Here is a 21,756-nt window from a genome sequence, read left to right as displayed (position 1 = left end):
GACCGCATCGCGTCCGCCCCGTCCCGCCCGCGGTCACTCCGCCCGGCCGAATCCGAGCCGCTCGGCGATCGCCTCCGCCTGCGCGACGATCTCGTCCTGCCACGGCTGTAGCGGGTGCGCCGGCGAGGCGTCGAAGGAGGCGCCGAACGGATCTTCGACCCCCGTCTCGCGTCCGCTCAGCGCTTCGAGCACCGCGAGTCCGCAGAACGGGACGTGCACCGGCGAGTACCCGCCCTCGTGGGAGAACACGACGCGTCCGCCGCACGCCTCCTCCGCGATCCCCAGGATCCGCTCGGCCATCGCCTTGAAACCCCCCGAGGTCACGGTCATGCAGCCCAGCGGATCGACGGCGCTCGGGTCGAAGCCGCTCGACACGATCACGAGGTCCGGCGCGAACGCGCGGATGGCCGGCACCGCCACGCGGTCGATGGCCGCGAGGTACGCTCCGTTGCCGGATCCCGCGGGGAGCGGGATGTTGATGTTGCGGCCCTCTGCGCCGGGACCGCCGATCTCGTCGAGCGAACCGGTGTCCTGCGGGAACAGGCGGTCCTGGTGGATGGAGATCGCGAGCACGTCGGGATCGTCCCAGTAGATCTGCTGCGCGCCGTTGCCGTGGTGCACGTCGTAGTCGACGATCGCCACCCGTCGCACCCCGAGCTCGGCGCGCGCGTACTCGATCGCCACGCACACGTTCGAGAAGAGGCAGTACCCCATGCCCATCTCCCGACGGGCGTGGTGACCGGGCGGGCGGACCAGCGCGTAGGCGTTGTCGACCTCGCCCCGCATCACCGCGGCGACCGCGGCCATGGTGCCGCCGGCCGCCAGCTTGGCGATCTCGAACGAGCCCCGACCAAACGGCGTGTACCCGTCGCCCGCGTCCCCGCCGCGGTCGGCGCTCAGCTCGCGGATCCGCTCGACGTGCTCCGGCGTGTGCACCCGCAGCAGGTCGGTGTCGGAGGCCTCGACCGCCGGGACGCGGACGAGCGCATCGATCAGGCCGGAGACCTCGACGAGGCCCGCCATTCGGGACTTGGACTCGGGGCTCTCGAACGCCTGGTGGGGCTGGTTGAAGCCGCCGGACGGGGCGACCCCGACGGCCGTCCCGGTGTCGTGCCAGGCATAGCGCTCGTGCCAGACGTATCCGGTGCGTCGCTGGGTCATCGGGTGGCTCCTTCGGTGAGGGATGCGCCGGAGTCCGCGGACTCCGGCTCGGAGAGGTGATCGAACAGCGCATCGACGCGCTCCCGCTCGGCGCGGGACACCGGCACGAGGTACGCGCAGGCCACGTAGACGACGGTGTTGACCGCGAGTGCCGCAACGCCGCTCGTCATGCCGCCGAGCACGGGGATCGCGATGGGGTACACGATCTGGAGCACCGCGGCGACGACGAAGCCCGAGACCATGCCGCCGATCGCACCGATCGCGTTGCCGCGCCGCCAGAAGATGCCGAGCAGGAGAGTCGGGGCGAGCTGCACGATCCCCTGGTACGAGACCATGGCGAGCGCGATGAGCCCGTTGAGGGTCGTCGCCGTCAGCACGGCGATCACGCCGGCGATGATGGTGAGGACGCCGACCGCGATCTTGCCGGTCCTCGGATCCTCGATCCGTTCCCCGCGCGCCACTCCGACGATGTCGTTGGCGGTCTGGGCGCCGAGCGCCTGGAGGTTGGCGCCCACGTTGCCCATGGTGGCGGCCACCACGCAGATGCCCGCGAGCGTGAGGATCACGGGTCCCCCGACGCTCGCGGTGATGAACCAGACCGCGTCGGTGGCTTCAGCGACACCGGGCAGGCTCGCCGCGAGCATCGCGAGGATCGAGAGCGCGGTGCCGAACACGAAGAGGATCGGCGCCGCCATGACCGCGGAGCGCTTGATGGTGCGGGTCCCGCTCGACGCGAAGAGGCGCACGAAGATATCGGGCCAGCACCAGCCGCCGAGCGCACCGGTGAGCACGAGCGAGAACAGGTAGAGGGGCCCCTCGGCGCTGCCCGGCCCGGGCAGCCGGAAGAATCCGTCGGGCAGCGCGGCGAAGCCGTGCCCGTTGGTCACGAGCCAGGTGATGAGTCCGAGGATCAGCAGCAGGCCGAGCCCGTAGGCGACGAGGCCCTGCACCATGTCGCTGAGCACGAGACCGCGCGCGCCCATCCGCACCGTCCAGACCTGGCGCAGCACGAGCACGCCGATGCCGATGAACGCGGCCGTGCCCGCGGCGACCTGTCCGAACGAGAGGTAGGTGAACACGAGCGTCAGCGACTGCATCCCGAGCACGATCCAGGGGAACGAGGCGAGGATCCCGATGATCGCAGCGACGACGCGCACCGCCTTCGATCCGTAGCGCAGCCCGAGCAGGTCCGCCTGGGTGCGCAGGTCGAAGCGTTTGCCCCAGGTGTGCACCGGCTTGGCGAGCATGAACATGAGCACCACGGCGAGCAGCGCGTAGGGCACCGAGTAGAAGCCGATTGCTCCGGCAGCCGCCGCGTACCCGGCGAAGGAGATGAAGATGGTGCCGGGCAGCCAGGTGTTCACGAAGGCCATGGTCGAGAAGAAGGGGCCGAACGACCGCCCGGCGGTCGCGTACTCGCTGAACGAGTCGGTCCGCTTGCGGCTGCGCTCGAGCACGAAGACGATGACGAGGAAGAAGAGGGCGACTCCGCCGTAGCCGAGGAAGATCACGGTCGGGCCTCCCCCGCGCTCGACGGTCGTGCAGCGGCCGACTCGGCCCGCTCCGCACGGGCGTCGAGGGCGTACATGGTCCAGATCGCCGCGAGTACGAGCAGTCCGGTCACGATGAAGTACCAGACTCCCCCGTCGCCGACCCACCACTGGAGCGGCGGGAAAAGCATGATGAAGAACGAGGCGGCGACCAGCGCGGCGATGCCGCGCCTGCGGCCCCGGCTCGGGCCTGACCTGGCGGGTGCGGTCATGAGGGCATCCTTTCGTCGGCGTCGTTGCCGATTTCTGCCGGAACGTTCCGGCATTGCAGTAATGATGCATCCCCGATGCCAGGACGTCAAGCGTCGATCCCCGGTCGCACGGCGTCCCGCGCCCGGCGACGACGCCCGCTAGCATGTGGGTCATGAGCGCCAGACGGGTCACGATCGTCGATCTCGCAGCCGAACTCGGCTTGTCGAAGACGACGGTCTCCGACGCCCTGCACGGGCGCGGTCGAGTCGCACCCGAGACCGTCGCCCAGGTGCGCGACACCGCCGCTGCGCTCGGCTACGTCGGCAACCGCGCCGCGCAGCAGCTCCGCGGCAATCGCGTCGGCGCGGTCGGCCTGTACATCCCGCCCGTCGTCCGCAGCTTCGCGTTCTACATGGAGTTCGTCTTCGGCGCCGTCGCCGCCGCGGGCGAGAACGGGATCGACCTCGTGCTGCTCACGCGCGACGAAGCCGCGCTGCGCAGCCGCCCGCCCGCGGTCGACGGGATCATCGCCATCGACCCGCTGCCCGGGGATCCGGTGCTCGCGGCGCTCTCCGCGCTCGCGGTCCCCCTGGTCACCGCCGGGCGGCCCCTCGACCCGGCCGAGATCGACGCGGACGGGACCATCGAGGTGCGCTATCAGCGGTACGTGCGCGAACTGCTCGATCGGGCTCGCGGTCGCGGACTGCAGCGCCCCGCGCTGCTGCTCCCCGACCAGCAGTTCCATTCGTCCTTCGCGGAGGACGTCGTCGACGGCTACCGGAGCTGGTGCGGCGAGCACGGCGTCGAGCCGTGGATCCGCGAGCTCCCCCTCCACCCGAGCGCCGAGACGCTCGCCTCGACGCTCGACGCGCTCATCGCCGAGTGCGATCCCGAGATCCTGCTCTGCGGCTACCAGGGCCTCGCCGGCCGACTCGTCGCGCCGCTCGAACGCATCGGCCGGGCGCCCGGTCCGGAACTCGACCTGGTCTCGCTCGTCGGCGACCCCGTCACCGAACTCGGCGACGAGCGGATCACGAGCCTCGACGTACGACCGACCGGCTTCGGACGCGCCTCGGTGCTGCTGCTCCGGGATCTGCTCGCAGGCACCGCGACGGCGCCGACGAGCCGAATCCACGAGGCCTCGATCCCGAGCGCCTGAGCCGGGTGCGCGCCGCGCTCCGCGGCGCGCACGGCCGGTGCGATCTCAGGCCTTGCGGTACTGCGCGCTGCCGAAACCGATCACAAAGTAGCCGATGAACGGGAGCAGCCAGAGCAGGAGGATCGAGAAGAACGGCCCCTTGCCGAAGTTGCCGCCCACCTTGATCGCCACGATCAGCGCGAGGATCACGTTGACGATCGGGATCAGGTAGAGCAGCACCATCCAGCCGGAGAACCCGGCGATCTTCACGAGGAAGATCAGGTTGACGACCGGGATGATCGCGAGGATCCCGGGATAGCCGGCCTTGGTGAAGGTCTTCCAGAGCGCGATCGCGACGAGCACGTACCAGATGATGCCGACGACGGTGGCCGGGCCGCTGAGCGCGGTGATCTGGGTCTGGTCGGTGATTCCGTAGTCCATGAGCGTTCCTCCCCTGCGCGCCGCGCCAGCGGCGTCCCTGTGCGTCCGAGCCTAGTCAGCGGGCCGGGCCCGCGACAGTGCTCAGAATCCGAGCCGGCCCAGGGCCTTCGGATCGCGCTGCCACTCCTTGAGCAGCTTGACCCGCAGCGACAGGTAGATGCGACGCCCGAGCAGCGCCTCGATCTCGTGGCGGGCCCGCTCGCCGATGTCGCGCAGCTGCGAACCGCCCTTGCCGATCACGATGCCCTTCTGGCTGTCGCGCTCGACGTAGATCGACGCGTAGAGCGCCAGCAGACCGTCCTCGCGCTCCTCGCGGTCGTCGACGGTCGCTGCGAGCGAGTGCGGCAGTTCGTCGCGCATGCCGTCGAGCGCGGCCTCGCGGATCAGCTCGGCGATGCGGTCGTCCTCGTTCTCATCGGTGATCTGCTCGGCCTCGTAGAGCGGCGGTGACACCGGCATGAGCTCAAGCAGCACATCGGAGAGCACGTCGAGCTGATCACGGGTGACCGAGGAGATCGGCACGACGGCGTCCCACTCGCGCAGTTCGCCGAGCCGCGTCAACTGGTCGATGATCTCGCCGTTCGAGGCTTCGTCGACCTTCGTGAGGATCGCGACCTTCTTGGCTCGGGGGAAGTCGTCGAGGCGCTCGTTGATGAAGCGGTCGCCCGGGCCGAGCTTCTCGTCCGCCGGCACGCAGAAGCCGATCACGTCGACGTCGCCGAGCGTCGCCTCCACGAGCGCGTTCAGCCGCTCGCCGAGCAGGGTCCGGGGCCGATGGATACCGGGGGTGTCGACGATGATGAGCTGACCGTCGGGCCGGTGCACGATGCCGCGGATCGCGCGGCGCGTGGTCTGCGGCTTCGGGCTCGTGATCGCGATCTTCTGACCGACGAGCGCGTTCGTCAGTGTGGACTTGCCGACGTTCGGTCGCCCCACGAACGAGACGAATCCCGCCCGGTGCTCGGCCTCGGGCTCGGTGCCGACGCCGTCGGCCTGTTCTGCGTTCACTGCTGTTCCTCTTCCCGGCGGACCTGATCCGCGTCGTTGTCTTCGGTGCCCACCCAGCGCACGCGCGCCGTTACGAGGCGCTGCCTGCGTCGTTCGGTCTCGAGCGCGGTCAGCTCGATCCCGTCGATCTCGACCCGGTCGCCGGGCTCTGCGAGCCGACCGAGGTGCTTGGCGAGCAGGCCGCCCACCGTGTCGACCTCGTCGTCCTCGAGTTCGCGCTCGAACAGTTCGCCGAGCCGGTCGATCGTGAGCCGGGCGCTCACAATGAAGCCGTCGCCGTCGAGCACGATCTCGGGCGTCTCGCGGTCGTGCTCGTCGCTGATGTCGCCGAGCAGTTCCTCGATGAGGTCCTCGAGCGTGACCAGGCCGGAGATCCCGCCGTACTCGTCGACCGCGAGCGCCAGGTGCACGGACTCGCGCTGCATCTGGCGCAGCAGCTCGTCGGCGGGCTGCAGCTCGGGCACGAAGAGCGCGGGCTTCATCACGCGCGTGATCGGCGCGGACTCGGCCTCCTCGGGCCGGCGCAGCACGAAGCCGCTCGCGTCGCGCAGGTGGGCGACGCCGACCACGTCGTCGACGTCGTCGGTCACCACCGGGACCCGCGAGTGCCGCGACGCCAGGATCGCTTCGAGCGCGTCCTTCATCGACAGCTCGGCGTCGACCGTCACCATGTCGATGCGGGGCACCATCAGCTCGCGCACCCGGGTATCGCCGAACTCGACGAGCGAGTGGATGTAGTCGCGGTCGTCCGCCTCGAGCAGTTCCTGCTCCGCGGCCTGATCCACCATCGACAGCAGCTGCTGCTCGTCTCGGATCAGCGCGCTGCTGCCGCCGCGTCCCGGGGTCACCCGGTCGCCGACGCGCATCAGGCTGCTCGCGACAGGCCCGAGCAGCACGCGGATCCCGTGCACGAGCGGAGCCGAGAACCGAATGATCCCCTCGGGGTGGTGCGAGCCGACCGTGCGGGGGCTCGTGCCGACGAGCACGAAGGTGACCGCGGTCATGATGAGGGCGGCCGCGAGCAGCGTCAGCCAGAGCGGCTCGATGAGCGCGGCGAGCACGAGCGTGATGAGCACCGCCGCGAGGGTCTCGGCGGCGACACGGGCGAAGCCGAGGGCGTTCTGGTGCGCGGCCTCGTCCTCCGCGATCGCCCGGATCGACGCGCCGCGACGGGCGTCCTCGGACAGCGCCAGGAGCTCGGCCTTCGAACGCACCGAGAGCGCCGCGTCGCTCGCCGCGAGCAGGCCGCCGATCGCGAGCAGCACGACGGCCGCCGCGAGGAAGAGCGCGATCAGACCGCCGGTCATCGGCCCCGCTCGCGCATCGCGAACCCGAGCAGCAGGTCCCGCTGGAGACCGAACATCTCGGCCTCCTCGTCGGGGGTGCCGTGGTCGAAGCCGAGCAGGTGGAGCATGCCGTGCGTCAGGAGCACGCGCACCTCCTGGACGAGGTCGTGCCCCGCGGCCTCGGCCTGGAGCTCGGCGACCTGCGGGCAGATGACGACATCGCCCAGCAGACCGGCGGGCGTCGGCGCGTCGACACGACCCGGGCGCAGCTCGTCCATCGGGAAGCTCAGCACGTCGGTGGGGCCGGGCTCGTCCATCCACTGCACGTGCAGCTGCTCGATCGCGGCCTCGTCGACGAACAGCACGCCGAGATCCGTCTCGGGGTGGACGTGCAGCGATTCGAACACGAACGCGGCGAGGCGCTGCAGGCTCTCCTCCGCGACCGCGATGCCGGACTCGTTGTTGATCTCGACGCTCATGCTGCGGGACCCTTTCGTTCGTCGCGGTTCGCCGCGCGTGCTTCTTCGTATGCCGAGTAGGCGTCGACGATGCGGCCGACCAGGCTGTGCCGCACGATGTCGTCGGAGGACAGTTCGGCGAAGTGGATGTCGTCGACGCCGCGCAGGATCCGGTTCATGAGCCGGAGTCCGCTCGTGCCGACGGGCAGATCGACCTGGGTCACGTCGCCCGTCACGACCATCTTCGAGCCGTAGCCGAGGCGGGTCAGGAACATCTTCATCTGCTCGGGGGTCGTGTTCTGCGCCTCGTCGAGGATCACGAACGACTCGTTGAGCGTGCGTCCGCGCATGTAGGCGAGCGGGGCGACCTCGATGGTGCCGTTCGCGAGCAGGCGCGGCACCAGGTCCTGGCCCATCATCGACCCGACCGCGTCGAACAGCGGCCGCAGGTACGGATCGATCTTGTCCTCCAGGCTGCCGGGCAGGTAGCCGAGCCGCTCGCCGGCCTCGACCGCCGGTCGGGTGAGGATGATCTTCGCGACCTCGCGGCGCTGCAGCGCCTGCACGGCCTTCGCCATCGCGAGGTAGGTCTTGCCCGTGCCCGCGGGACCGATGCCGAACACGATCGTGTTCTGATCGATCGCGTCGACGTAGGAGCGCTGCCCCGCGGTCTGGGGTCGGATCGCGTTGCCGCGCACGCTGAGGATCGGTTCCGACAGCACCTGCGCGGCGGTCGGACCGTCGCCGCGTTCGACCATGCGGGTCACCTCTCGGACATCGTGTCGGGAGACCGCGCCGCTGCGACGGGCGACCTCGAGCACCTCGCCGACGACCTGCTCGGCGGCGCGCACCTGCGCGGCCGGGCCCCGCAGGGTCAGCACGTGGTCGCGCGCGTGGAAGGAGACGGCGGGGTGCTGCTGCTCGAGATCGGCGATCAGCTGATCGCGATGCCCGAGGAAGCTCGCCAGGTCGACCCCGGTGAGCAGCACGGTGCGCTCGAGCTGCGGGCCCTCGTTCGGGGCCGGAGCGTCAGTTGCCAACGAGGCTGCGCTCCTCGAGTTCGCCCGCCAGCACGTGCGCGTGCACGTGGAAGACGGTCTGCCCGGCGCTCGCGCCGGTGTTGAACAGGAGTCGGTAGTCGCCGTTCGCGTGTTCGTCGGCGAGCTGCTGCGCCACGCCGATCATCTCGGCGAGCAGCGCGGGATCGCCCTCCGCGAGCTCGGTGACGTTCGCGTACTCGGTGGTCTTGGGGATCACCAGGATGTGCACCGGCGCCTGCGGGCTGATGTCGGGGAACGCGATCACGCGCTTGGTCTCGGCGAGGATCTCGACCGGGATCTCGCCTGCCACGATCTTGCCGAAGATGGTCTCTGCTGCCATGGGCATCAGTCTATCGACGGACTCACCAGCGGCCGAGCGCGACGTTCAGCACGGCGAGGCCGGCGGGGCCAGCAGAGGAGGTGCGGAGCACGGTGGTGCCGAGCACCAGGATCTCGGCGCCGGCGGATTCGAGGGCGTCGAGCTCAGCATCGCTGAACCCGCCCTCGGGCCCGACGACGAGCAGGATCTCTCTCGGGTGGGAGGCTTCGGCCGGTGCGCTCGCGCCGGAGGCTCGGACCGCCCCGGCCGCGAAGCGGGCCGCCCACTCCGACAGCGTGCGCCCACCCCGCGGATGCAGCGCGATGACCGCGCGATCGGGGTCCGCCGCGGCCGCGCGCAGCTCCTCCGAGGAGATCGGGGATCCCACCTCGGGGATCCGAGCGCGGAGCGACTGCTTCGATGCCTCCCGGGCGATGCGCGCCCACTTCGCGACGCCCTTCGCAGCCTTCTCGGCACCGCCGGCGCCGTCCCAGCGCGAGACGGAGCGGGCGGCCTGCCACGGCAGCACCCGGTCGACCCCGAACTCGGTGGCCTGCTCGACCGCGCGCTCGTCGCGATCGCCCTTGGCGAGCGCCTGCACCAGGGTCACCCGCGGGCTCGCCTCGGCGTCGGTCCGCACCTCGTCGAGCTCGACCGCGAAGCGGTCGCGGTCCGTGCGCACGACGACGCCCCCGCCGATCGCGCCCGCACCGTCGCCGAGCAGGATCCGCTCACCGACGCGGAGCCGGCTCACCCGCACGGCATGACGGCCCTCTTCGCCGCCGATCTCGACGGTCGCGCCGACGGCCAGCGCGGTCCCGCGCTCGACGTAGTACAGATTCGCCACGGTGCTGCCCGCCCCGCCGTCAGCCCTGGCGGAAGAAGCGGTCGCGGATCTTGCCGAAGAAGCCCTGCTGGAACTCCCCCAGCTTGGGTCCGTCGTCCTTGCCGAGCGCGGCCAGCTGGCGCACCAGGTCCTTCTCGCGGTTGGACAGCTTGGTCGGCGTGACCACCTGGGCCGCGATCTTCAGATCGCCGCGCGCGGTGGATCGGAGCCCCTGGATGCCGCGGCCCCGGACCGTGATGACGTCGCCCGACTGGGTGCCGGCGGGAACCTCGACCTGCACTTCGCCGTCGAGGCCGGTGACCGTGCTCTCGGTGCCGAGGATCGCGTCGGTCATGCCGACCTGCAGCGTGCAGAGCAGGTCGTTTCCGTCGCGGCTGAAGATGTCGTGGTGGGTGACCCGGAACTCGATGAACAGGTCGCCGTTGGGCCCGCCGCCCGGGCCGACCTCGCCGCCGCCGCGCATCTGGAGCCGGGTGCCGGTGTCGATGCCCGAGGGGATGTCGACGTTGAGGGTGCGGCGCTCGCGCACGCGCCCCTTGCCGCCGCACTCCACGCAGGGGTGCTCGATGATGGTGCCGTAGCCGTGACAGGAACCGCAGGGATGGTTGGTGACCACGTTGCCGAACAGCGAACGCACCTGCCGCTGCACCTGGCCGGAGCCGTGGCAGACGTCGCAGGTGACCGGCACGGTGCCCGGCTGGCAGCAGCTGCCCGAGCAGGTGCCGCAGAGCACGGCGGTGTTGATGCTGACCTCGCGCTGCACGCCGAAGATCACCTCGGCGAGCGAGACGTCGACGCGGATCATCGCGTCGTCCCCGCGCTCCGCACGCGATCGGGGACCGCGCTGGCCGCCGCCGAATCCGCCGCCGCCGAAGAACGTCTCGAAGATGTCGCCGAAGTCGCCCATCGACGCGCCGCCCTCGGAACCGCCCATGTCGTAGCGGCGGCGCTCGTTGGGATCGCTGAGCACGTCGTAGGCGTGCGTGACGCCCTTGAAGCGCTCGGACGCCTCCTCGCTCGGATTCACGTCGGGGTGCAGCTCCCGCGCCAGGCGCCGGTAGGCCTTCTTGATCTCTTCGGGCGATGCGTCGCGTGCGACGCCGAGCGTCTCGTAGTGGTCCGCCACGGTGTGCGGCTCCTCTCATCGATTCGATGGTGGATGAAGTTCGTCGGTCGCGGGCGCCGGGTGCTCCCGGGTCGCGACCCTGGGTTAGCCCTCGCCGAGGGTCCGGTTCAGGTATCTCGCGACCGCGCGCACGGCCGCCATGTTGCCGGCGTAGTCCATGCGCACCGGGCCGAGCACGCCGAGCTGGGAGGGCGTGCTCGAGTCGTCCTCGTAGCCGGAGGCGATGATCGACGCGCTCTCGAGCCCGTACGGCTCGTTCTCGCGACCGATTGACGCCGAGACCTCGCGGCCCTCCTGCGCCATCTCGCCGAACAGTCGGAGCAGGGTGACTTGCTCTTCTATCGCCTCGAGCACCGTGGAGAGGCTGCCCGAGAAGTCGGCGCCGCGCGAGAGGTTCGCGGCGCCCGCGATCGCGATGCGCTCGCTGCGGTTCGCCCGGAGCTGTCCGATGACGACCGCGAGCACGCTGCGCACCAGCTCGGCCTCGGCGAGTTCCGCCCAGTCCTCGACGGTACGGTCGAGCAGCTCGACCGCCTGCACCGCGCTCTCGAGATCGGAGCCGATCACCGCGCCGGCGATGCGCTCGCGCAGGCCGTGCACCCAGGCCTCGGTGACGCGCACCGCGGGCAGGGCGGCGACCTGCTGCTCGACCACGCCGGTGCCGAGGATCAGCACGCAGAGCACGCGGGCCTCGCCAACGGCGACGAGGTCGATGTGGCGCACCGCCGTGCGCTTGAGCGACGGGTACTGCACCACGGCGACCTGGTTGGTGAGCTGCGCCAGCAGCCGCACGGTGCGGGCCATGGCGTCGTCGAGGTCGCTCGATTCGCCGAGGAAGCGTTCGATCGCGGCCCGCTGACCGGCGCTCAACGGTTGGAAGCGGCTGAGCGTGTCGACGTAGAGCCGGTAGCCTTTGTCGGTCGGAACGCGACCGGACGAGGTGTGCGGCGCTGCGATCAGCTCTTCGTCCTCGAGCAGCGCCATGTCGTTGCGGATGGTGGCGGCGGAGACGCCGAAGCTGTGGCGCTCGACGATCGACTTCGAGCCCACCGGCTCGTTCGATTCGACGTAGTCGCCCACCAGCGCGTGCAGCACGGCGAGACTGCGCTCCGAGACCATCACGCACCTCCTCGCCGGCGTTCGATGTGGATCGGGTCGGCACCCGTCGACTGGCACTCGCAATCGATGAGTGCCAAGTCTATCCCACCGACCCCGCGGAACGGCCCGCTCGTGGCCGCCGCGTCACCCCGATTCAGCCGTCGGCGGAACCGAGTAGCCGATGCACCACGGTGTCGGCGAGCAGACGGCCGCGCAGGGTGGGGATGATCCGGCCGCGGATCGCCGCCGGGCCGTCGATGAGTTCACTCGCGATGAGCCCCGGGACCGCCCGCCGTTCCTCCGGGCGGAGCACCGAGGCGTCGAGCCCGTCCGAGATCCGAGTCTCGAGCAGGATTCGCTCGGTCCGCCTGGACTCGGCGTCGAGCGTCTCGCGGGCGTGCGCCGGCGAGATGCCCTCGGCGATCCGCTGCGAGTACGCGGCGGGGTGCTTCACGTTCCACCAGCGGACGCCTCCGATGTGGCTGTGCGCGCCCGGGCCCGCGGCCCACCAGTCCTCGCCCGTCCAGTACGACAGGTTGTGGCGGGATCGGGTCTCGGGCGTGCGCGACCAGTTGCTGATCTCGTACCAGTGCAGCCCCGCGTCGGCGATCCGCGCGTCGGCGAGCTCGTACATCTCGGCATGGAGGTCGTCGTCAGGGGCGGCGACCTGCCCGCGCTTGATCTGCGCCGCGAGCTTGGTGCCCTGCTCGATGATGAGCGCGTAGGCCGAGAGGTGGTCGGGTTCGCAGGCGAGCGCGACGTCGAGCGATCGCTCCCAGTCGCCGATCCGCTCGCCCGGAGTCCCGTAGATCAGGTCGAGGCTGACCTGCAGGCCCGCCTCCTTCGCCCATTCGACGACCAGCGGGATGCGTTCGGGGGTGTGCGTGCGGTCGAGGGTGGCGAGCACGCTCGGCACGGCGGACTGCATGCCGAAGCTCACCCGGGTGAACCCCGCGTCGGCGAGCGTGCGCAGGTAGGCGGCGTCGACGGAATCGGGATTCGCCTCCGTGGTCACCTCGGCGCCGGCGGCCAGCCCCCACTCGTCGCGGATGCGACCGAGCATCGAAGCGAGGTCGCCGGCCGGGAGCAGCGTCGGCGTCCCGCCGCCGAAGAACACGGTCGAGACCCGCCGTTCGGGCAGGCCGGACTCGCGCAGCACGCGAGCGCCGAAGGAGAGCTCGGTCGCGGCCTCTGCGGCATACCCGGCCTGGCTCGCTCCCCCGCCCAGCTCGCTCGCCGTGTAGGTGTTGAAGTCGCAGTAGCCGCAGCGCACCCGGCAGTAGGGCACATGCACGTAGACGCCGAAGGCGCGATCCGAGGCGCCGTCGAGCACGCTCGTCGGAAGCGAACCGTCGGAGGGAGCGGGATCGCCCTCCGGAAGGATGCTGGGCACGCCTAGCCCTTGCCGCCGCGCGACTTGCCGCGGTTCTTGCCGCCGTGCGGCTTCGAGCCGGGCGACTTGCCGCCCTGGGCCCTGCCCTTCGACTTGCCCCACGACTTCGCGGTCACGGGTGCCGCGTCGTGCGGCTCGACCCGGGGAACCTCCGCTGCGGCGGGCGCGACGGCGTCGGTGTCGGCTGGCGCTTTCTCGGCGGCGGGCGCGTCGGGCTCGGGCTCGGGCTCGGGCTCGGGCTCGGGCTCGGGCTCGGGCTCGGGCTCGGGCTCGGGCTCGGGCTCGGGCTCGGGCTCGGGCTCGGGCTCGGGGCCAGGATCCACCGCGGCGGCCTCGGCCGCAAGCGGGTCCGCCGCGGCCTGCGGAACGGCTTCCGGCGCGGCCGGAGCACTGGGCTCGGCCACCGCCTGCGCCTCGGGTTCGGGCGCAGCCTGCGGGGCGCTCGGCACGGATCCCACGCCCTCGGTCAACCCGGGCGCGGGCACCATCGGAGTGGCATGCACCGCGGCGGGTTCCCGATCGGACGCGGCGGCCTCGACGGGAGCCGCGTCGGGCACAACGCCGGGGAGCATCGCTTCGAGGTGCTGCTTGGCGCGCCCGATCGCGGAACGGATCTGCGAGCGTCCCTTGAGCGCGCTCGTCGATCCGAGGAAGCCTCGGGTGACGCCCCAGACGGTGTCGTCCGAACGGTGCTCGACGAGGAACAGCTCCTCGCCGATCGCACCGTCGTCGTCGGCCGTGCCGATGGCGAAGCCGACGCGGTCGGCCTCATCGATCACGTAGACGACTCGGATGCGGCGGGACTGCTTGCCGCTGTTACGGCTGATCGTCGCGGTCGTACCGGAGGTCAGGTACGGCTCGCCGTCGGGACCGAAGTGATCCTCGCGCGCGGCGGGCGCTTCCGCCGAGCCCTGCGCGTCGAAGGTGAGGCCCGCGTACTGCCCGCCGTCGCCGCGGACCACGTCGGCGATGGTCTCGCCGGAGGCCCGGTGCGCACCCCAGGTCATGAGCAGGCTGACCGCGGCCAGGAAGCGCTCCTGTCCGCTGCCGATCAGCAGCGACTCCTCGAAAGGCGTGGTGCCCTCGGGCGGGAAGCGGAGCAGATCCGGTGCGTTCGACGCCCCGACGGCGGCATAGGTCACCGGCATCGGCACGTAACTGCTGCGCCGACTCACTTCTTCTGCTCCTTGCCCTCCACGTCACCCGAGAGCGCAGCGATGAAGGCTTCCTGGGGTACTTCGACCCGGCCCACCATCTTCATGCGCTTCTTGCCCTCCTTCTGCTTCTCGAGCAGTTTGCGCTTGCGGCTGATGTCGCCACCGTAGCACTTGGCGAGCACGTCCTTGCGGATCGCGCGGATGGTCTCGCGGGCGATGACGCGCGCGCCGATCGCGGCCTGGATGGGCACCTCGAACTGCTGGCGCGGGATCAGCTTGCGCAGCCGCTCCGCCATCATCGTGCCATAGTGGTAGGCGTTGTCGCGGTGCACGATCGCGCTGAACGCATCGACCTTGTCGCCCTGGAGCAGGATGTCGACCTTGACCAGATCGGCCTCCTGCTCGCCCATCGGCTCGTAGTCGAGGCTCGCGTACCCCTGGGTGCGGCTCTTCAGGTGGTCGAAGAAATCGAAGACGATCTCGCCGAGAGGCATGCTGTAGCGCAGCTCGACGCGCTCGCCGAGGTACTCCATGCCGAGCAGGCTGCCGCGCCGACTCTGGCAGAGCTCCATGATCGTGCCGACGTAGTCCTTCGGCGCGAGGATCGCGACGCGGACCATCGGCTCGCGCACGCTGGCGATCTTGCCGTCGGGGTACTCCGACGGGTTCGTCACCGTGATCTCTTTGCCGTCCTCGCGCGTGACCTGGTAGACCACGCTCGGTGCCGTCGCGATGAGGTCGAGGTCGAACTCGCGGCGCAGGCGTTCGCTGATGATCTCGAGGTGGAGCAGGCCGAGGAATCCGCAGCGGAAACCGAAGCCCAGGGCGACCGAGGTCTCGGGCTCGTACTGCAGGGCGGCGTCGGAGAGCTTGAGCTTGTCGAGCGCCTCGCGCAGCACCGGGTAATCGCTGCCGTCGATCGGGTAGAGCCCCGAGAACACCATCGGCTTGGGATCCGTGTAGCCGGGGAGCGGCTGCTCGGCGGGCTTCAGCTTGGTCGTGACGGTGTCGCCGACCTTCGACTGACGCACGTCCTTCACACCCGTGATGAGGTAGCCGACCTCGCCGACGGCGAGGCCGCCGGTGGGGGTCGGGCCGGGGGCCGAGACGCCGATCTCGAGCGCCTCGTGCTCGGCCTTCGTCGACATCATCTGGATCTTCTCGCGCGGCGTCAGACGACCGTCGACCATGCGGACGTAGGTGACGACGCCGCGGTAGGGGTCGTAGACGGAGTCGAAGATCATCGCGCGGGCCGGCGCATCGGCCCGGCCCACGGGAGCCGGGATCCGCTCGACGACGCGATCCAGCAGCTCTTCGACGCCCGCACCCGTCTTGCCCGACACCTTGAGGATGTCGTCGGGGTCGCCGCCGATGAGGTCCGCGATCTCGCGCGACACCCGCTCGGGGTCGGCCGCGGGCAGATCGATCTTGTTGAGCACCGGGATGATCTCGAGGTCGTTCTCCATCGCCAGGTACAGGTTGGCGAGGGTCTGCGCCTCGATGCCCTGCGCAGCATCGACCAGCAGGATCGCGCCCTCGCAGGCCGCGAGCGAACGGGAGACCTCGTAGCTGAAGTCGACGTGGCCCGGCGTGTCGATCATGTTGAGCGCGTAGTCGCCGCCGGCGGCCTGCCAGTGCATGCGCACCGCCTGCGACTTGATGGTGATGCCGCGCTCGCGCTCGATATCCATGTTGTCGAGGTACTGCGCGCGCATGTCGCGGTCGGAGACGGTGCCGGTGATCTGCAGCATGCGGTCAGCGAGCGTCGACTTGCCGTGGTCGATGTGCGCGATGATGCAGAAGTTGCGGATCTGCGCGGGGTCGGTCGCAGCCGGCTTGGGCGGATTCACACTTCGTGGAGACATATGGAGGCCATTATTCCAGAGAACCGCGGCTCCCGCGGCCGATTGCGCTTCGAACGCGCTCCCGCGTGGCGGAGTCTGCGAGGATTGGGGCATGGCACAGGTCGTCGCGCTCTATCGTTTCCCGGTCAAGGGGTTCACTCAGGAGACCTGCGAGGAGCTCACGATCCAGGACGACGGGCGCGTGAGCGGGGATCGCGCGTTCGCCTTCCGGTACGCGAACGCGCTCGCGCCGCGCGAACGCGACGGCATGGAGATCTGGTCCAAGTCCAAGGGCCTGACCCGGATGGAGTATCCGGCGCTCGCCGCGCTCAAGCTCTCGACCGACGCCTCCGGGGAGCGGATCCGCATCGACGGGCCCGACGGCCTGCACGTGGATGAGCCCCTCTCGGACGATGGGCGCGAGCGGGTCTCCGCGGCCGTGACCGAGTACCTGCTGGATTCGGCCGACGCGCGAGGGCTCGAAGCTCCCGGCCGCCTGCCGCTGAGCCTGCTGGGCGATGCCGATCGATCCCGGTTTCAGGACAGCGCCCGCGGATTCGTCTCGATGCACAGCCGCGAGAGCCTCCGGGCCCTCGAGTCGGCGCTCGCCCGCCCCATCGACGACCACCGCTTCCGTTCCAACATCGCGATCGAGGGTGTCGAGCCCTGGGAGGAGATCTCCGAGCTGTCTCGGGTGCGGATCGGCGACCTCGAGTTCGCGCCGCAGGAGGTGATCGGTCGCTGCCTCAACACGCACGCGAATCCCGAGACCGGAGTCCGCGACGCCGAGGTGCTCACCACGCTGACCCGGGTGATCGGGCAGGCGCAGCCGACGTTCGGACGGTTCCTGCTCCCCCTCCACGGCGGCGGCACGATCCGCGTCGGCGACACGGTCGAGCTCATCGCCTGAATTCCGCACCCATCTCTGCTAAACTCGACTCTTGGCTTGCGTGTGGATCAACACCACACAACCCGCAAGGTGCCCTCTCTCGCCGCGCGGACAACCCGTCAATACCTCTTACCTCGTAAGGACAGAACCCAACGTGGCAAACATCAAGTCGCAGATCAAGCGCATCAAGACCAACCGCAAGGCGACCGAGCGCAACCGTGCGTACAAGAGCGAGCTTCGCACCGTGATCCGTCAGGTGCGCGAGGCGATCTCCGCTGGCGACAAGAGCGCTGCCGAGGCCAAGCTGCAGGTTGCCGCGCGCAAGCTCGACAAGGCCGTGAGCAAGGGCGTCATCCACAAGAACCAGGCCGCGAACCGCAAGTCGAAGCTCGCGGTCAAGGTCGCTGCGCTCTAAGCTCGACCAGCTTTCACAGCTTCCAACAGGCCCCGCCGGGATTTCGGCGGGGCCTGTTGCGTACCCGGGAACCTGGGTACCCGGGTCCTCTGGGGTTCTCGGGCTGCTTGCGTTTCTTGCTTCCTGCATTTCCGCGTTTCGCGGCTCTCTCTCTCTCTCTCTCTCTCTCTCTCTCTCTCCCCCCCCCCCCCGGGCAACTCCTTTGGGGAAGGCCGCTCGGTCTGGGCCGGGTCTGGTCAGGGCGGTCTAATGCGGATTGGCGGACGGACAGGCCACCGACTTCGCCGACGATGTCCGCGTCTGTGTCGGCACTCACGGCCACGACAACCGCGACGGCCACGGCGATCGGACGCCTTCCCGACAAGTGGACGCTTTCCCGACGATTGGACGTCTCCCCGACGAGTGGACGGCGAGTCGGCCACCGGCAAGACGTCCAATCGTCGGTTCGGCGTCCAATCGTGGCTCGGTGCGCGCCGACAATCTGGGGCACCACCCGCACTGCCCGTGAAGTTCCCCGCTCCGTACAAGGCCATCCGTCGGGCGCCGACTCCACACCCGAGGGGAGCACCGCCACAGCCCGACCGCCGACCGCTTCGGCGGCGCCAGGTCGTCCATCCGTCGGGCGCTTCCCAACGTCTGTACGTATTCCCGACGGCTGGCCGTATTTTCGAAGGCTGGACGCCTTCCCGACAAGTGGACGCTTTCCCGACGATTGGACGTCTCCCCGACAAGTGGACGCTTTCCCGACGATTGGACGTCTCCCCGACGATTGGACGGCGAGTCGGCCACCGGCAAGACGTCCAATCGTCGGTTCGGCATCCATTCGTCGGTCCTGCGGCCAGACCACCGTGCCAGCGCCCCGTCGCGTCTCAGCGGCTGCCCGTCGACGCAGACCGCTCCGATCGCTTCCTGGGCGCCACCCGCCCAAACAGGGACAGCAGGCAAGGGTCCCTCTCGCGAACGGGATCACCCGGCGGGAGCCAGTTTCGTCCCGAGCTGACCCGGGCGCCGAAACTGCACGACACACGCAGCGTTCTCGGAAAGCACCCCGCCAAAATGCACTCCGCCAAGAACCATTCCGGTCAGACACGCCTCAGCGAGATTCACCGCAGCCGGAACCAGTGCGCCCGGCACTACCGCACCCGCACCCGCAACCGCCGGGAGCACCTCAGGCGCGGCGGGGCTCGCGTCCGCGGCGGGCGACGAAGAGCACGAAGCGTTCCAGCGCGTACTCGGGGTCCCGGCTGCCGCCCTTGAGCAGCCACTCCGTCTCGGCCGCGAAGTCGATCGCGGCAGCCAGGTGCTCCTCGCTCCACGCCCGGCCGTCTTTCACCGCGCGTTCCGCCTGCCAGGGCGCCATACCCAGGTCCTTCGCGAGCTGCCCCGCGGATCCGCGGGCGCCGTAGGCCCGGGCGATGCCGCGGAGCTTGAAGTTGAGCGCCGCGAGCATGGGGATGGGATCGGTGCCGGTCGAGAGCGCCTGACGGAGCAGCACGAGCGCATCGGCCGCCTTGCCCGCAGTGGCGGCATCGGCGACCTTGAACGCGCTCGCCTCCACGCGCCCCTCGGTCGCCCGCTCGACGTCGTCCTCGGTGATGCGGGCACCCGCGGTCTCGACGATCTGGGCGCAGGCACCGGCGAGCTCGCCGAGACCGCCCGCGTAGGCGAGCACGAGCTGCCGCGCCGCGCCGGGCGTCGCCTGCGCCCCGAGCCGGTGGAACTCGCCCATGGCGAAGTCGTAGCGGTCCTGATCCTTCTTGATCTCGAGGCAGGGGATCTCGATCGCGTCCGCGAGCCCGCGGACCTGATCGAGCACGGCCTTGCCGCGCTGCCCGCCTCCGTGGCGGAGCACGAGGGTCGTGTCGTCGGCCGGCTGCTCGAGGTAGCGCTTCATGTCGGTGATGAACGCGTCGGAGCACTTCTCGACGCCATCGACACGGATGAGGCGGGGCTCGGCGAAGAGGGAGGGGCTCGCGATCGTGAAGATCTCGCCCGAGGCGTAGCCGGAGGCTTCGAGGTCGTGAACCTCGGTCTCGGGGACCGCGGCCTTGAGCTGATCGCGGATGGTCCGTGCAGCACGGTCAGCGAGGAACGCCTCGGGTCCGCTGATGAGCACGACCGGCGCCGGGCGCGCCTCGAACCATCCCACCTGAGGGATCTTGCTCTTGCTTCCGCCCTTTGCCACTGCCACCCTTCAAGCCTAGGGCAGCCCGCCGACATTGCCCGCCCGTCCGTCGCTTCGCCGCCGCGCTCCGCCCACACCCGAGCCGTTCCGTCGCCCCGGGGCGAGATCGCGATCGAGCCGAGTCGATCGGTGCGCAGCACGACGGATCCCGCCTGCTCGTAGGACGCGATCGCCTCGGCGGTCGGATGTCCGTAGCGGTTGCCCGCGCCCACCGAGACGACCGCGAGTCCCGCACCAACCGCTGGTGCCAGCCGGGGATCGTGATCGCGCGAACCGTGGTGCGCGATCTTCACGAGGTCCGCCGAGAGGTCGGTCCCCGCCCGCTGCAACCTGAGCTGCTCCTCCCGCCCGGTGTCCGCGAGCAGCAGCATCGCGAACCCGACCACCCGCACACCGAGCACGAGGGAGGCGCCGTTCGAATCCGCCGGACGCTCACCGACGGACGGCGCGAGCACCGAGATCTCGACCCCGGCTCGCTCCTCCAACTGCGCGCCCTCCGAGGCGAGCACGTCACCGGTCCGGGACGGCAGTGAGATCCTGCTCCCCGCGACCCCGAGTTCGACCGGTATCGCAGCCGCGCACAGCTCACCGAGCACGCGCCGCTCGGCGACGGCCCGCGGGTCGCCGCCGCAGGCATCCCGCGAGGTTCCCTCGCCAATGGGAGCGACGGGCGGGCCGACCGGCGGCGCGATGGTCGCCGAGCCGACACGATCGATCACCCGCCCGAGCGCGCCGACATGGTCGCGGTCGTCGTGAGTGAGCACGAGTCGCTGGATCCGGTCGACTGCGAAGCGTCGGAGGCAATCCGTGAGCCGCTCGGGCTCGTCCCCGGTATCGACCAGCGCGACTGCGTCGGGCGAACGGGGGTCCCGCAGGAGCAGCGCGTCGCCCTGCCCGACATCGCAGGCGACGAACGCCCAGTCGCGGGGCGTGGCCGCCCGTTCCGCGAGCGGAACCGCGACCGTGATCCCGGCCGAGGTCCCCGCGGACCCGAACACGAGCAGCGCGATCGCGACGCGCACGACGGTCGGCACCGACGGGGCGGGACGCCACGGCGCGCGCCGGCGCACCCGCGCACCTCCGGGCAGCCCGATAGTACCGGAGCGCAGTCCCATCGCGATCAGCGGGGCGCACTGCACGGCGATCAGCAGCGCCGCGCCGAGCCACCCGCCAGGCCATTCGAGCCGGGCGAGCGGAAGCGTCTCGCAGACCTCGGCGACGGCCGCCACCCAGCGGGCGGCCCAACTCGCCACCACGACGGCGCTGCTCCCCAGCGACTCGGAGATCCCGAGCAGGAGCAGAGCGATCAATCCGACGCCGGTGCCGAACGGTGCCGCCGGCGCCGCGAGCAGGTTCGCGAGGATGCCGACCAGCGGGATTCCCGGTTCGATCAGGAGCAGGCCGGGCCCGCAGGCGAACTGCGATGCGCCGCTCATCGCGATCGGTAGCCCGAGGACCCGGGGCAGCCGCGCGGTTCGCCGCAGGCGCTCCTCGAGCGCCGGGACGAGGAGCAGGACTCCCCCGGTCGCCAGCACGGACAGCCCGAACCCGGCCTGCCTCGATTCCCAGGGGTCGGCGAGCACGAGGAGCAGCACGGCCGCGCCGAGCGCGGGAAGTCCGGCCCCCGGCACTCCTCCGAACCGACTGGCCAGCATCACCCCCGCCATGACCGCCGCACGCTGCACGCTCGCATCGGGACCGATGAGGGCGACGAAGCCGACGAGAGCGAGCCCGGAGAGCACGATCCGGGTCCGGCGCCCGGCTCCGAGACGCGCCGAAACCCAGGTGATCGCCCCGATCACGAGCGCGCAGTTCGACCCGGACACCGCGGTGAGGTGCGTGAGCGATGTCGCACGCATGCTGTCGTCGAGGCGCTCCGGCACCGGGCTCGTGTCGCCGACCGCGAAACCGGGGACCAGTTCGGCGCCCGGAACGACGGCGGCCGCGGCGGCGAGGCGGGCGCGGGACTCCGCCAGGGCTCCCACGATGCCGTCGAGCGCACCCGGGATCGATTCGGCGGCGCCGCGCGCGGATATCTCGAAGGCGGCGCCCGATTCGGGCGGCTGCGCCCGGATCCCGCCCGTCACCCGGACCCGGCTCCCCGGCCCCCATTCGGGATCGGGAGCCCCGTCCAACCAGACCAGGACGGGCGCGGCATCGACCGTTCCCCGGAGCCAGGACCGCGTCCCGTCTTCGGAGGCCCGAGATC

At 70.6% G+C, this 21,756-nt stretch carries 19 protein-coding genes and 1 pseudogene; 3 read left to right on the top strand and 17 right to left on the bottom strand.

The features are described 5' to 3' along the window. Nucleotides 1-33 precede the first annotated feature (33 nt). Genes ABD169_RS09535 through ABD169_RS09525 form a run of 3 tightly spaced genes read right to left on the bottom strand, consistent with a single transcriptional unit; the run spans nucleotide 34 to nucleotide 2,923 of the window. On the bottom strand, nucleotides 34-1,161 hold the full coding sequence (locus ABD169_RS09535; protein ID WP_344031791.1) for a class II histone deacetylase: 1,128 nt from the start codon (nucleotides 1,159-1,161) through the stop codon (nucleotides 34-36). Further along, a complete protein-coding gene (locus ABD169_RS09530; RefSeq protein ID WP_344031789.1) occupies nucleotides 1,158-2,672 on the bottom strand; it encodes a sodium:solute symporter family protein in 1,515 nt (504 codons plus the stop codon). Before ABD169_RS09530 ends, ABD169_RS09535 begins: the two co-directional genes overlap by 4 nt. Further along, nucleotides 2,669-2,923, bottom strand: a complete 255-nt coding sequence (locus tag ABD169_RS09525; protein ID WP_344031787.1) for a hypothetical protein — start codon at nucleotides 2,921-2,923, stop codon at nucleotides 2,669-2,671. The genes ABD169_RS09530 and ABD169_RS09525 overlap by 4 nt, the downstream gene beginning before the upstream one ends. A gap of 152 nt (nucleotides 2,924-3,075) precedes the next feature. Here ABD169_RS09525 and ABD169_RS09520 point away from each other — a divergent pair, with 152 nt between their 5' ends. Then, nucleotides 3,076-4,062, top strand: coding sequence for a LacI family DNA-binding transcriptional regulator (locus tag ABD169_RS09520; protein ID WP_344031785.1), 987 nt, complete (start codon nucleotides 3,076-3,078; stop codon nucleotides 4,060-4,062). Nucleotides 4,063-4,107: 45 nt separating this feature from the next. Here the strand turns inward: ABD169_RS09520 and ABD169_RS09515 are convergent, their stop codons facing one another. The 12 genes from ABD169_RS09515 to lepA all read right to left on the bottom strand — a co-directional run bounded on the left by ABD169_RS09515 (nucleotide 4,108) and on the right by lepA (nucleotide 16,079). Next, nucleotides 4,108-4,482: a DUF5684 domain-containing protein gene (locus ABD169_RS09515; RefSeq protein ID WP_344031783.1), complete on the bottom strand. Its 375-nt coding sequence runs from the start codon at nucleotides 4,480-4,482 to the stop codon at nucleotides 4,108-4,110. An 81-nt stretch (nucleotides 4,483-4,563) separates the two neighbouring features. Then, nucleotides 4,564-5,490: a GTPase Era gene (gene era / locus ABD169_RS09510; RefSeq protein WP_344031782.1), complete on the bottom strand. Its 927-nt coding sequence runs from the start codon at nucleotides 5,488-5,490 to the stop codon at nucleotides 4,564-4,566. Continuing rightward, nucleotides 5,487-6,797, bottom strand: coding sequence for a hemolysin family protein (locus ABD169_RS09505; protein ID WP_344031781.1), 1,311 nt, complete (start codon nucleotides 6,795-6,797; stop codon nucleotides 5,487-5,489). The genes era and ABD169_RS09505 overlap by 4 nt, the downstream gene beginning before the upstream one ends. Continuing rightward, nucleotides 6,794-7,255: an rRNA maturation RNase YbeY gene (gene ybeY, locus ABD169_RS09500; RefSeq protein ID WP_046455956.1), complete on the bottom strand. Its 462-nt coding sequence runs from the start codon at nucleotides 7,253-7,255 to the stop codon at nucleotides 6,794-6,796. Before ybeY ends, ABD169_RS09505 begins: the two co-directional genes overlap by 4 nt. Next, nucleotides 7,252-8,274: a PhoH family protein gene (locus ABD169_RS09495; RefSeq protein WP_425560966.1), complete on the bottom strand. Its 1,023-nt coding sequence runs from the start codon at nucleotides 8,272-8,274 to the stop codon at nucleotides 7,252-7,254. Before ABD169_RS09495 ends, ybeY begins: the two co-directional genes overlap by 4 nt. Beyond that, nucleotides 8,264-8,614: a histidine triad nucleotide-binding protein gene (locus ABD169_RS09490; protein WP_344031779.1), complete on the bottom strand. Its 351-nt coding sequence runs from the start codon at nucleotides 8,612-8,614 to the stop codon at nucleotides 8,264-8,266. The genes ABD169_RS09495 and ABD169_RS09490 overlap by 11 nt, the downstream gene beginning before the upstream one ends. A gap of 22 nt (nucleotides 8,615-8,636) precedes the next feature. After that, on the bottom strand, nucleotides 8,637-9,440 hold the full coding sequence (locus ABD169_RS09485; RefSeq protein WP_344031777.1) for a 16S rRNA (uracil(1498)-N(3))-methyltransferase: 804 nt from the start codon (nucleotides 9,438-9,440) through the stop codon (nucleotides 8,637-8,639). 19 nt (nucleotides 9,441-9,459) lie between these two features. Further along, complete coding sequence (gene dnaJ, locus ABD169_RS09480; RefSeq protein WP_344031775.1) at nucleotides 9,460-10,566, bottom strand: molecular chaperone DnaJ; 1,107 nt, start codon at nucleotides 10,564-10,566, stop codon at nucleotides 9,460-9,462. Between the two features lie 84 nt (nucleotides 10,567-10,650). Continuing rightward, on the bottom strand, nucleotides 10,651-11,685 hold the full coding sequence (hrcA, locus tag ABD169_RS09475) for a heat-inducible transcriptional repressor HrcA (protein ID WP_344031773.1): 1,035 nt from the start codon (nucleotides 11,683-11,685) through the stop codon (nucleotides 10,651-10,653). A gap of 133 nt (nucleotides 11,686-11,818) precedes the next feature. Further along, the gene (gene hemW, locus ABD169_RS09470) at nucleotides 11,819-13,057 is read right to left on the bottom strand and encodes a radical SAM family heme chaperone HemW (RefSeq protein ID WP_344031771.1); all 1,239 of its coding nucleotides are present in this window, start codon (nucleotides 13,055-13,057) and stop codon (nucleotides 11,819-11,821) included. A gap of 2 nt (nucleotides 13,058-13,059) precedes the next feature. After that, nucleotides 13,060-14,232: a DUF1990 domain-containing protein gene (locus ABD169_RS09465; protein ID WP_344031769.1), complete on the bottom strand. Its 1,173-nt coding sequence runs from the start codon at nucleotides 14,230-14,232 to the stop codon at nucleotides 13,060-13,062. Then, the gene (lepA, locus tag ABD169_RS09460) at nucleotides 14,229-16,079 is read right to left on the bottom strand and encodes a translation elongation factor 4 (RefSeq protein WP_344031767.1); all 1,851 of its coding nucleotides are present in this window, start codon (nucleotides 16,077-16,079) and stop codon (nucleotides 14,229-14,231) included. The genes ABD169_RS09465 and lepA overlap by 4 nt, the downstream gene beginning before the upstream one ends. Nucleotides 16,080-16,170: 91 nt before the next feature. On the opposite strand from lepA, the gene ABD169_RS09455 reads away from it, so the two are divergent. Together ABD169_RS09455 and rpsT are read left to right on the top strand one after the other, a co-directional pair. Further along, nucleotides 16,171-16,968 carry an MOSC domain-containing protein gene (locus ABD169_RS09455; RefSeq protein ID WP_344031765.1) on the top strand — a complete coding sequence of 266 codons (798 nt, stop codon included), beginning with the start codon at nucleotides 16,171-16,173 and terminating at the stop codon, nucleotides 16,966-16,968. Nucleotides 16,969-17,101: 133 nt separating this feature from the next. Next, nucleotides 17,102-17,362, top strand: a complete 261-nt coding sequence (gene rpsT, locus ABD169_RS09450) for a 30S ribosomal protein S20 (protein WP_099725122.1) — start codon at nucleotides 17,102-17,104, stop codon at nucleotides 17,360-17,362. Between the two features lie 1,168 nt (nucleotides 17,363-18,530). Here the strand turns inward: rpsT and holA are convergent. After that, nucleotides 18,531-19,478, bottom strand: coding sequence for a DNA polymerase III subunit delta (gene holA / locus ABD169_RS09445; RefSeq protein ID WP_344031763.1), 948 nt, complete (start codon nucleotides 19,476-19,478; stop codon nucleotides 18,531-18,533). An 806-nt stretch (nucleotides 19,479-20,284) separates the two neighbouring features. Next, nucleotides 20,285-21,406, bottom strand: a pseudogene (locus tag ABD169_RS09440) (ComEC/Rec2 family competence protein); the annotation flags it as partial. Nucleotides 21,407-21,756 lie beyond the last annotated feature (350 nt).

Source organism: Leucobacter iarius, assembly GCF_039530105.1.
GTDB lineage: Bacteria > Actinomycetota > Actinomycetes > Actinomycetales > Microbacteriaceae > Leucobacter > Leucobacter iarius.
This window is presented reverse-complemented; position numbering and strand designations above follow the sequence as displayed.